Source organism: Sphingobacterium sp. IITKGP-BTPF85 (assembly GCF_001006065.1).
Classification (GTDB): Bacteria; Bacteroidota; Bacteroidia; order Sphingobacteriales; family Sphingobacteriaceae; genus Sphingobacterium; species Sphingobacterium anhuiense.
In genome coordinates this window covers 1-11,388 of sequence record NZ_ASZT02000159.1, presented here as the reverse complement: position 1 = coordinate 11,388, position 11,388 = coordinate 1, and the positions used below count along the sequence as shown (strand labels likewise).

Annotated in this window: 9 protein-coding genes, 2 tRNA genes and 2 pseudogenes; 4 read left to right on the top strand and 9 right to left on the bottom strand. The window is 38.1% G+C overall.

All coding sequences use genetic code 11. The annotated features are described in order from the left end of the window. From L950_RS21605 to L950_RS27225, 6 genes are all read right to left on the bottom strand, one after another. Positions 1 to 452, bottom strand: a 452-nt coding sequence (locus L950_RS21605) for a methionine ABC transporter permease (protein WP_021189934.1), incomplete at its 3' end; no start/stop codon positions are given. Next, complete coding sequence (locus tag L950_RS36850; protein WP_021189933.1) at positions 445 to 981, bottom strand: NIL domain-containing protein; 537 nt, start codon at positions 979 to 981, stop codon at positions 445 to 447. The genes L950_RS21605 and L950_RS36850, both read right to left, overlap by 8 nt. 17 nt (positions 982 to 998) lie before the next feature. Continuing rightward, the gene (locus L950_RS36845) at positions 999 to 1,463 is read right to left on the bottom strand and encodes a methionine ABC transporter ATP-binding protein (RefSeq protein WP_021189932.1); all 465 of its coding nucleotides are present in this window, start codon (positions 1,461 to 1,463) and stop codon (positions 999 to 1,001) included. A gap of 158 nt (positions 1,464 to 1,621) precedes the next feature. Then, positions 1,622 to 1,777 (bottom strand): DUF1731 domain-containing protein, encoded by a 156-nt coding sequence (locus L950_RS37545; protein ID WP_410528151.1) that lies wholly within the window; start codon positions 1,775 to 1,777, stop codon positions 1,622 to 1,624. A gap of 47 nt (positions 1,778 to 1,824) precedes the next feature. Then, on the bottom strand, positions 1,825 to 2,052 hold the full coding sequence (locus L950_RS27230) for an NAD-dependent epimerase/dehydratase family protein (RefSeq protein WP_052764503.1): 228 nt from the start codon (positions 2,050 to 2,052) through the stop codon (positions 1,825 to 1,827). A gap of 59 nt (positions 2,053 to 2,111) precedes the next feature. Next, positions 2,112 to 2,585, bottom strand: a complete 474-nt coding sequence (locus tag L950_RS27225) for an NAD-dependent epimerase/dehydratase family protein (protein ID WP_156169807.1) — start codon at positions 2,583 to 2,585, stop codon at positions 2,112 to 2,114. Between the two features lie 91 nt (positions 2,586 to 2,676). Between L950_RS27225 and L950_RS21590 the strand changes: the two are divergent. Together L950_RS21590 and L950_RS21585 are read left to right on the top strand one after the other, a co-directional pair. Then, positions 2,677 to 4,586, top strand: a pseudogene (locus tag L950_RS21590) (AAA domain-containing protein). 94 nt (positions 4,587 to 4,680) lie between these two features. Then, positions 4,681 to 5,295: a hypothetical protein gene (locus L950_RS21585; protein ID WP_021189931.1), complete on the top strand. Its 615-nt coding sequence runs from the start codon at positions 4,681 to 4,683 to the stop codon at positions 5,293 to 5,295. A gap of 146 nt (positions 5,296 to 5,441) precedes the next feature. On the opposite strand, the pseudogene clpB reads toward L950_RS21585, so the two are convergent. Continuing rightward, positions 5,442 to 8,042, bottom strand: a pseudogene (clpB, locus tag L950_RS21580) (ATP-dependent chaperone ClpB). 280 nt (positions 8,043 to 8,322) lie between these two features. Here clpB and L950_RS21575 point away from each other — a divergent pair. Continuing rightward, positions 8,323 to 8,395, top strand: a tRNA-Thr gene (locus L950_RS21575). A 23-nt stretch (positions 8,396 to 8,418) separates the two neighbouring features. Continuing rightward, a tRNA-Thr gene (locus L950_RS21570) sits at positions 8,419 to 8,491 on the top strand. A 138-nt stretch (positions 8,492 to 8,629) separates the two neighbouring features. On the opposite strand, the gene L950_RS28945 is transcribed toward L950_RS21570, so the two are convergent. Next, entirely contained in the window at positions 8,630 to 9,235 is a 606-nt protein-coding gene (locus L950_RS28945; RefSeq protein ID WP_052764501.1) for a glycoside hydrolase family 95-like protein, read from the bottom strand. 25 nt (positions 9,236 to 9,260) lie between these two features. Further along, positions 9,261 to 10,973, bottom strand: coding sequence for a glycosyl hydrolase family 95 catalytic domain-containing protein (locus tag L950_RS21565; protein ID WP_052764500.1), 1,713 nt, complete (start codon positions 10,971 to 10,973; stop codon positions 9,261 to 9,263). Between the last annotated feature and the right edge of the window lie 415 nt (positions 10,974 to 11,388).

Below are 11,388 nucleotides of genomic sequence, written 5' to 3'. Positions count from 1 at the left end.
GTCAGATTATTAACGAGTGATGGTAGAGATTCGGGGAGTAAACTTTGTATATTATCTGTAATGTTAGTCGCTCCCATGGCACGCGCAGCTTCAATTAGACCATGCGGAATTTCTAATAGACTGTTTTCAACTAACCTGGCAATGAAAGGTGCGGCAGCGAAACTTAAAGGTACCAAAGCTGCAGTAACACCAATAGAAGTGCCTACAAGTTGCCTGGTAAAAGGTATCATCCAAACGATCAGGATAATAAAAGGTATGGATCGAAATATATTGACCAGTATGGCAAGTAATTGATGAATATATTTATTTTCATGTAATTGGTTTCTTCGTGTTAAAAAAAGAAAAATACCAGTAGGGAGGCCAATCAGAAAACCAAAAAAGCCAGACAGAAAAGTCATGACGATAGTTTCGATAGTACCTTTTATCAATAAATCAATAACTGTATCAGACATATCCTATGATTTCTATTTGTGAGTAATTTGATTTTAAATAGTGGAGACTGTTGCTGATATTATCAGCATCACCAATAAGTTCCAGATTAAGTATGCCGAATTTGATTGAACCTACATAATCAATCTGCGCACTGATAATAGCCACATCAATTGCATATTGCTCATGCAGATGCTTGATAACAGAAGTTTGATTAAAATGTTCTGCAAGATAAATCTGGACGATGGGATTTCCACTATCTTTCAGACGCTCTTGATAGATTGTCGGTAATTCGGCATGAAGTGACGATTGAATGAAGTGCTTTGTTAATGTCTGCTTAGGTGATGTGAAGATCTGTTCCACTGTGCCAGTTTCGATTAATTTTCCGCCATCAATGACAGCAACTTGATCACAAATGATCTTAATGACTTCCATCTCATGTGTAATCAGTAAGATGGTTAAATTTAATTTTTTATTGATTGCTTTTAGCAACTGCAAAATAGATTTGGTTGTAGCAGGGTCCAAAGCACTGGTTGCTTCATCACATAACAAAATCTCAGGATCACTTGCTAGGCTCTAGCAATAGCAACACGCTGTTTTTGACCGCCAGATAAACTTGCAGGATAGTCATGTGCTTTGTCTTCCAGTCCTACCAAAGCCAGTAGCTCCATTACCTTTAGCTGAATATCATTTTTCGAAGTGCCGGTCAGTTCCAGCGGAAAAGCGATATTCTGATATACCGTACGGGAGGAAAGTAAATTGAAATGTTGAAAGATCATACCGATCTTGCGTCGATGCTGAATTAAATCCTGATTGGATAATTTCATCAGGTCGACACCGTGAATCAAAATTTGTCCCTCGTCGGGTTTTTCCAATAAATTGACGCATCGGATTAATGTGCTTTTTCCTGCACCTGAGCTACCTATAACACCAAATATTTGCCCTTTTGGAATAGCAAGTGTTACTTGATCCAATGCTTTCGTAAACTTATTTTTTACTGCAAATGTCTTGGAAATGTTAATTAATTCTATCATTTATGTATAGTAAAAACTAATCTTACAAAAAAACCTTTCAAACATGTCCTGAAAGGCTAATGGATATTAAGTAATGGCCATATTAAACAAAGGCATATTACTATATTTTAGCGCAAATGTATCAAAAGTAGCCCTAAATCACAATACTTATATTCACATTACAGGGTTTTGATGCATTCTTCAGTTAGAAATGGGTATTTAAAATTAAAGCCTGTATCAATTATTTTTTGGTTGCTCGCTGTTGTACTTGTCAGCAAAACTTCTTCGCCCATTTGTCCAAGAGCAAATTTTAAAAGAAAAGCAGGTACGTAAATCGGTAGGTAGATTGAACCTACTTTTTGTTTAGCGATACGATCGATTATTATTTTTTGTGCCAGTACTTCTGAGGATACAGCATTGTAATTCCTACTATTTCATTGTTACGTATGGCTGTTAAATACAACTTGCACAAATCATCGATGTGGATCCAGCTCATTTTTTGTTTTCCCGAACCTAAGTAAGTTGCACTTTTAAACTTTAATGATTTGGTCAATTCTTTTAAAGCACCCTCATCTTTACTGAAAACTACGCCTAACCTGAAAATGACCACTCTTTTATGCAATAATTCAACAGGTTTTACGCTGTCTTCCCATAGCTTGCAGGTCCAGCTTAAAAAATCCGTACCCTGTTCTTCATTTTCAGTAAAAGCATGTCCGGGTTTTTGTCTGCTCCATACCAGCCAACTGCCGATGTTGAAATGACAGCTTTAATTTTGTTAGGAAGTTGCTGTAGCGCTTCTGCGATTAAATTACCACTATTAACCCGGCTGGAGATCAGTTCTTGACGACGCTTCTTCGTCCATCGCTTGTCAGCAATGCCAGCTCCAGCAAGATTGATAATATAATCTGCCCGTTTTATCGCATCATTGTTTATACGTTTAGTATCTGGATCCCAGTGTAAATGTTCAATATGATTGCTGTCTTTATTTACGCTGGGGTTTCGACTGAATATAATGACATGAAACCCTTCGCTAACAAGCAATTTTGTTAAATGTCGACCAATAGTTCCTGTACCTCCTGCTAGAATGACTGTTTCCATAGTTCCAAGATCTTTAAGCTTATAAATAATGTGATCGTTTCTCATAGCCAATTTAATTTTTATTTATCATATTCCACCCTTATTCAAATTAAAAAATGGTTATTTTGCTGTATATAATAGAGTAGGATTTTAAAATATGAATTATTTTGATGAGCTTAAAACGCTCTTGAATATAGAACAAGACTTTGATCGTGAGCAATATGAAACCCTTTTGCTAAAGTCAAGCTTGAATGAAAGAAAGTTAAAAGGTGTGACCTGGTTTCCGATTCAGATTAAAGGTGAAGAGATGGGGCGTGGTGATTATCTGACCATTACATTATCCAAAACAAATAACCAGGAGGATGAACATCGTTTTCGCTTTGGTATGCCGGTCGCTCTTTTCTCGAATCATGATCCCCTGGTCGATCGGGCAGAAGGACTGATTTCTTTTGTGAATAGAGATACAATGAAAATTGCATTGCGGGTCGATGAACTGCCTGACTGGACGAGAAGAGGTAAACTTGGGGTGGATCTTTTATTTGATGAAAATTCATATAAAGAAATGCATGAAGCATTAAGGAAAGCCAAAGAACAGCGTTTAGATTTAAATGAAGGAAGACTGATCCGCGAGATAATAGGTGAGGAGGAGTTAAAGGGATATAAAAAAGAAATTAATTACGATAACGGTACTTTAAATCAGAGTCAAAATGAAGCCATAGCTCATATTCTAAGTGAGAATCCGATTTCCATTATACATGGCCCTCCCGGTACAGGAAAAACGACAACTTTGGTCAAAGCAGTACAAGCCCTACTGAAAAAGGAAAATAAGCAAATTTTAATTGTGGCACCGAGTAATACGGCAGTTGATGTTTTGACCGAACGATTAGATGCCGCAGGAGTGTTAGTGACACGTATTGGAAATCCCGTCAAAATTTCAGAACATTTACAAGAATTAGCACTTGATGCCCAAGTGGATCAGCATCCGGCAAACAAGGAAGTCAAGTTACTCAAGAAAAAAGCACGGGCTTACACCGAAATGGCTCAGAAGTATAAACGAAGTTTTGGAAGATCTGAACGGGAACAGCGTAAAGCACTTTTTGATGAAGCTAGAAAAATAGGGAAAGAAATTGGCGATATACAAGATTTTATGGTCGCAGATATTCTGGATAAAGCACAGGTTGTTACTGCTACTTTAGTCGGATCCAATCAGTACGCAGTTAGAAATAGAGTGTATCAGGTTGTTATTATCGATGAGGCAGCACAGGCTTTAGAACCCGCTTGTTGGATTCCGATTCTAAAAGCAAATAAGGTGGTGCTTGCAGGTGATCATTGTCAGCTTCCTCCCACGGTGAAGTCAAATGCCCAGATGAATATCGGTCTTTATCATACGTTGTTTGAAAAATTAGTAAAACGTTATCCTGAACATGTTTCTTTATTAAACGTTCAGTATCGGATGAATGAAAAGATTATGCAATACCCTTCTACGGCACTATATGATGATCATCTCATTGCAGGAGATCATGTACAGCATTGGACGCTCAAAGAAGATTCGGAACCTGTTGTTTTATTGACACTGCAGGGGCGGGTTTTGAGGAAGAACAGGATGGAACAGCAACATTTAATGTAGGGGAGGCTCGTTTTGTTATCAATCATTTGAAACAATCATTGGTATCTTTTGAACAGGTTTATGATGAAAGTGATTTTCCGGCGATTGCAGTTATTACTCCTTACCGGAGACAAGCGACATTGCTAAATGAATTATTAGTAAATGATGAGCAGATTGCCCCCTTTCGTCATCATATCCAAATTAACACTATCGATAGTTTTCAGGGGCAGGAAAAAGATATCATATATATCAGTTTAACAAGGAGCAATGATCAGCAGGCAATCGGTTTCCTTTCCGATGTGCGTAGGATGAATGTTGCTATGACAAGGGCAAAGAAAAAGCTCATTGTGGTGGGGGATAGTGCCACTGTGGGTAAGCATGAGTTTTATGATAATTTTATTAAATATGTAGATACCATGCAAAGCTACCATAGTGTTTGGGAGTGGGATTTGGGCGAATAGTTAATATAACATGAAATTCTAACGGAAATTAGTAGCAGATGTATTGAATTAATCTGCTATTTTAGCAACTTGACGAATTTTTACTGAAAAAATTATGGATAAGTATTATCAAAATAAAGAATTAGTTTTTAAAACGCGTTGGATGACAGCAACTGGATTTTACTTCGCCGAAGCGGAATTGCCAGAAGCATCTTTAACAGCATATTTAAATAATTCTGAAGAATCAGAAGAACATATTATTTTCATCCCTTTTAGTCAAATAAAAAGAGCTGTACCACTTTTTGATAATCAGCCACCATTGCTTGATATTGATGTATTAGATCCAAAAGATTATCAAGCTGTAGTTGCAGACTTTGAGAATAAAGCCCAATTGAAAGAAGCCATTCAGGCAATTGAAGAGCAATCAGGGCTTAGAGAAACAGTAGAAGTTATAAAAGACAAAACCTGGATACGTAATTTGCTTTATACAATTGCAATTGCTTTTTTCGGTTTTTCGCTGGTGATGATGGCAAGGGAATTAGAAAATGGCGAAGTGCCTGATACGAGTGGTAACCGATCGGGTTTCAAAAGTGTTTTAGCTGCTATTGCAGAGCAGTTGGGTTTTATGGGCAGTGCTGCATTAGCTATAGTATTGTTTTCTGGTTTCGCATACTTTACTTACACGATATATAAAAGTTCAAATACAACAAGAACTGTCTGGAAAAAGTAAGGCTTATCCATGACTTTCTGATGAACTAAAATCATGTTCAGCGTTAAGGATAAATGAAAATTGTTTTCGACTATTCTTTAAAATATAAAAAAGTGGCTAACTCTTGCGAGTAGCCACTTTTTTAATTTTAAAAGGTGCTTTGACCTTTATTCAACCTCATTTTTATTCAAGAAGACAAATTGACCATCAAATACATCCAATTGGATTACCGCATCTTTATTTACTTTTCCTGAAAGGATTTCTTTCGAAAGTTCATTCAGGATGCGTTTTTGCATAACACGTTTCAATGGCCTTGCACCATAGATCGGATCATATCCTAATTGCGCTAGCCAATCCATAGCATCATCCGAAGCAGTGATGAAGATATTTTGCTCAGCCAATTGTTTTTGAATATGGCTAAATTGCATCCGTACGATGCTTGCAATTTCATTTCTGCTTAGAGGTGTGAACATGATGATTTCATCAATACGGTTCAGGAACTCTGGGCGAATTGATTTTTGTAAAAGCTCAAACACTTCACCTCTTGTTTTTGCAATAACCTCATCTCTGTTATGATCATTCAACTGCGAGAAATTCTCTTGAATGATATGCGATCCGGTATTGGAAGTCATGATGATGATCGTGTTTTTGAAATTCACCGTTCTACCTTTGTTATCTGTTAAGTGACCATCGTCGAGTACTTGCAGTAAAATGTTGAACACATCAGGATGTGCTTTTCAATTTCATCCAAAGTACGACAGAATACGGACGGCGGCGAACAGCTTCAGTCAATTGTCCACCTTCTTCATAACCTACATATCCTGGAGGCGCTCCGATAAGTCGGGACACTGCGTGACGCTCTTGGTACTCGGACATATCGATTCGGACAAGCGCATGTTCATCATCAAATAAGAACTCAGCTAGTGCTTTTGCTAACTCCGTTTTACCTACACCAGTAGTTCCCAAAAAGATGAAAGAACCAATGGGACGCTTAGCATCACTAAGTCCCGCTCTTGAACGGCGGATAGCATCAGAAATCGCTTCAATCGCCTCTTCCTGTCCGGCAACCCGTTTATGTAATTCCTCTTCTAGAGAAAGAAGCTTATCGCGCTCAGACTGGATCATCTTATTTACAGGAATACCGGTCCATTTAGATACCACATCAGCAATGTCTTCAGAAGTCACTTCCTCTTTTAACATCCGTTTGCTATCTTGCTTTTCAGCTAATTCTGCTTTTAATTTTTCGACCTTATCCTGCGCATCTTTGATACGGCCGTAGCGAATCTCAGCTACCTTTCCATAATCGCCTGCACGTTCCGCCTGATCAGCTTCCTGCTTATAATTTTCTATATTTTCAATCTCTTGGTTGACACTGTCCACCAACGTTTTTTCTGACTGCCAGGATGCACGTAAAGAATCGCGTTCGGCAGATAGATTAGCGATCGTTTCAGAAAGTTCACTGACTTTCTTATCATCATGCTCACGCTTTATTGCCTCCCGTTCAATTTCGAGTTGCATAATACGGCGGTTCAGTTCATCTACAGCTTCAGGAACAGAGTCCATTTCAAGACGTAATTTTGAAGCCGCTTCATCCATTAGGTCAATCGCTTTATCTGGTAAGAAACGATCCGAGATGTAGCGGGTGGACAATTCTACTGCGGCAATGATTGCTTCGTCAAGAATGCGCACTTTATGGTGCGTTTCGTAACGTTCTTTTAATCCGCGCAGGATTGAAATTGCATCTTGAGTAGTTGGTTCGTCAACCATTACTTTTTGAAAACGACGTTCCAATGCTTTATCCTTTTCAAAGTATTTTTGATACTCGTTCAATGTTGTTGCACCAATAGCACGAAGTTCTCCACGTGCTAACGCCGGTTTTAAGATATTGGCTGCATCCATTGCACCCTCACCACCACCAGCACCAACTAAGGTGTGGATCTCATCGATAAACAGGATGATTTCACCGTTACTGTCTGCAACCTCTTTGACAACAGCTTTTAATCTTTCTTCAAACTCACCTTTGTATTTTGCACCGGCTATTAAAGCCCCCATGTCCAAAGAGAATACGATTTTTGATTTCAAATTCTCTGGCACATCACCATTGATGATGCGGTGTGCAATACCTTCGGCAATAGCGGTTTTACCAACCCTGGTTCACCCACCAAGATGGGATTATTCTTAGTTCTACGGGATAAGATTTGCATCACGCGACGAATTTCTTCATCACGGCCTATCACAGGATCTAATTTTCCCGATTCAACAAACTCGTTTAGATTACGGGCGTATTTTCCCAAAGCATTGTAGGTAGCTTCGGCATTTTGATCCGTCACTCTTGTGTTGCCACGTAGTTCTTTGATCGCTAATTTAAGATCCTTTTCATTTACACCTTGATCCTTCAGTAGACTAGATGTTTTATCGCCTGCATTTAGAATACCTAGAAGTAGATGTTCTACAGATACAAACTCATCATTAAACTCCTTCAAGTAGCTTTGCGCTTTTTGCAAGGCCGAATTTGAGGTGTTACTCAAATAGACATTAGTGCCGCTGACTTTCGGGAATGCCTGAATTTGCTTATCCAGTTCTCCACTTAAGTAAGGGATATTTACATTTAATTTTTTTAACAGATGACTGATTACATTTTCATCAACTGTTAGCAAGGCTTTAAGTATATGTGCGGTCTCAATAGCCTGCTGTTGATTGCCTGTGGCAATCTCCGAAGCTTTTTGAATCGCCTCTTGTGCTTTAATTGTATAGTTATTGAAATTCATGGTTTTATTTGCTTTTTGATTTGATAATTGGATAACAATCAAAATGCCATATCTGTTTTTATTCTTTTTTCGGAAAAAATGTCTTGTATTTTTATTGTGAAATGACAAAATTTCATGTTTATTTGTTTTGCGGCGATGGGTTCCGATTTGAATTGAAAATAAATGGCTTGATTTTCAGAAAATTATTAAAAATATGAAAAAAAAAGCCAGTAAAGTTTGATTTTGTTGTCAAAGGTTTCGATATTTGCACCATCATAATTCGAAAGGGTTATTTAAAAAAGCCTCTTTAGCTCAGCTGGTAGAGCAACTGACTTGTAATCAGTAGGTCATTGGTTCGATTCCGATAAGAGGCTCTTTTTTAACTTTCACACATGATGCCTCCTTAGCTCAGCTGGTAGAGCAACTGACTTGTAATCAGTAGGTCATTGGTTCGATTCCGATAGGAGGCTCAAAAAGGTCAATCTCAAAAAGGTTGACCTTTTTTTGTGTTTATACTGATCGAAAGATTTAATGCCCAATTATTTACAGCTTTATATAAATTAAATTTATACCAGTGATGAACCGGCATAAATTTAATTTTATTGAGCTTAAGCCCCTATAGGCCTGATTATATAGTGACGACCTATTTTTGTTTCAAATGAAAACCTTTCTCCTGTCTTACTTATGGCTATTTGCTTACCATTTTCCATCACTTGTATTTTTTTTTCTTTCCAAGGATTGTGGATCTGGCATTTTGTGCCTTTTTCACTATAAATGGACAGATTTGTTATGGTAGTGCCGTCATAATCTGCAGAAACTAAAAAGGCACCTTTAGTCCGTAGGCGCGTAAATGAAGCGCTTGATTTTACCCAGTTGGGAAATATGTACAACGTGTTATCAAGCGTTTGAAGCATCATTGAGTTGACCGTTTCAACTAGGGCTGTTTTTTCCGAAGCATGATGGCCATCTATAATCAAGAAGTTTTTTTGAGCACCGCTGGCCAATATGCTTAGGTTTTTAATAATTATTTCAGGGGAGAAGCCAACGCGTGCAGCCATAATATAACCGCTTAGACCTAACGCATTCATTGATCCTTGAAATCCATTTTGGTCAACTTCATAGTATTCAACCGTATTTTTAGCTATCTGTAAAGAATCTGGATCTGAAAGTAAATCGAGTACTTCGCAGGGGTAGACCGGATGCATTTGTATCATGTGGTTTGGCAGATCCCATCCTGCTTCATTTTTGCAAAACAGGCAAGCCTTTATTTGGTGTCTTGGTCTGCTGTATTACCTTGTATTTAGGAAGGTGATCGAGAATATCCTGCCAAAGCGTTCTCCGGTTTTCATCCACATCCAATAACTTACTATACTTGAGAAGTAAGCTGAAGGTTTGCTTGACGAAACCTAGATCGGAGGGAGGATTGAGATCCCAGGAACTCTCATGTGCGCCAGTAGTGATACTGTATCGATAAGTATCACCATATGGCTCCTTTTTCAGGTAATCTTCATAGAAATCACCACATTCTTTAATAAAGGGGTAAGCTCTCTTTTTTAAAAAATCCAAATCACCAGTATATTCATAGTACCAGCTGAAAAGTGGTACATTGAACGGCGCATTCATCGTTTGTTGCCAGTAATAATTGTAAGGTATGCCAATTCCCAGTCCACCAACTAAGAAAACAGCTCCTCTAAATGATTTCCCAGCTAAAGAAGGATGGACAGTTCCCATGTCATTTTGCGCACGTCTTCTTCCATCAGGTAAGATTGCTTCAATGAAGTTGTAAAAAGGTTTTGCAATTTCGGGTCTATTCGCGGAGAAGACGCTATAAAATCCAGCTTGGCTATTATAATTTAAATGGATATCACCATGATACATCATTTTGTCATCCATATTCCAGACACCATACATGCCGCCACATGCCGGGGAATGTTCGTTATAGGCAGAAGCTAGAAAATAGATCGAACTTAAGTACTGTCTGTTGATCAATTCATCATTTGTTTCCACATATGACCTATTCCACATATCCTTCCACCATGCTATTTTTGTATTTCTTAAAGCATTTAAACGGTTATTTTGCAAATCATGAAGTGTTTTATATGCGTTTTCCATCTGTGCATCGTTCTTCATACCGCCACCCGATATGTAAGACAGTACATAGACAGTTTTTCCAGCTTTAAGAGTAAAGTGCGTATTGGTCTGGGCTTGGGATTCTCTACTGCAAATTGATGATGCGCCAAGAACCTTAGTCGATATACCGGCTTTAGAGACCCATCTTACATCTGTAGTTTTAGTTTGTCTAGTTACCTGCGTTACGTTACTGTTCACATCGGCTGTTGTGCCATATGTTGCCGATATGCTATCGGCATAAGTATCTACAGATATTTTGATTGGAGTTTTTGTGTTATTTACCAGTTCAGTGACTAAAAGATTTTCATTAACAGATATCCAGCTTTTCATATGCACAGGTTGTGTTGTTGCTGTACGCATGCGCAATTCATTACCTAGTTGGTCCATCTCATACTTAAAACCAGCGCTTATCGGTGATTCTACGGTTATTTTAACCCCGCCAACAGGAAGGGCAGCGGGGCCGGATCCGGCCCAGTCCGACCAGCCATCTGTTACAAAATCGATTTTTGAGATTCTGAAAGTCTGGCTGTTTTCAGCAGTATGGCACACCACACCAACATCACCATTGCCTATATAAGGTCCAATAGGTGCATGATTACTGCGGATACTTTCATAGCTAAAAGGTGCGTTCCAGACGGCAGTCATTAAGTTTTTTTTACTTAAAAAGAATTGATTATCTGCATCAGAATTTTTTATCAAACTTCTCTTTTGCTGTGATTGTGCACGACTGCCTATATTATTAGATGAATTGACGTTTTGTTCCGCCTGACTTGAAAAACTTAATAATAATATACAACAGGTTAGATTTCTTTTTATTTTCATTATATTTTGAGAGGTTACAGTAGTAGGGAATTTAGAGTTTAGTTATAAGTTTTGGAACTATTAGAACCGATATAAAGATTCAATATATTTTTTCAAAATACTACCTTTATATTTGCCAATAATGTTACTTTTTTATCATTATCAGGTTGTGGCATACTGTACCGATCAAGTCCAAAGTAACAACTGGCTTTAGCCTTAATTTTGATGTAGGGTCTTAGCTATGCCACTAATCATTTGGGATGGTTTAAATAGAGGTGGTGTTTTCAGTGTCAATTATCGGACACGGAGATGAGATGAGTTTTTGCATGTTCCCATTTTTTAAAGCTTAAGATTGCGAAGTTGTGATAGCGTAGCGTATGGTAGTTTTGCAAAATCCCTTGTTATAACAAAAAAAAGGGTTCCATACATATGTATG

Coding starts and splice junctions, on each gene's coding strand:
- L950_RS21565 (WP_052764500.1), bottom strand. CDS start 10,973: ATGAAAATAAAAAGAAATCTAACCTGTTGTATATTATTATTAAGTTTT.
- L950_RS21585 (WP_021189931.1), top strand. CDS start 4,681: ATGGATAAGTATTATCAAAATAAAGAATTAGTTTTTAAAACGCGTTGG.
- L950_RS28945 (WP_052764501.1), bottom strand. CDS start 9,235: ATGATACAAATGCATCCGGTCTACCCCTGCGAAGTACTCGATTTACTT.
- L950_RS36845 (WP_021189932.1), bottom strand. CDS start 1,463: ATGATAGAATTAATTAACATTTCCAAGACATTTGCAGTAAAAAATAAG.
- L950_RS27225 (WP_156169807.1), bottom strand. CDS start 2,585: ATGAGAAACGATCACATTATTTATAAGCTTAAAGATCTTGGAACTATG.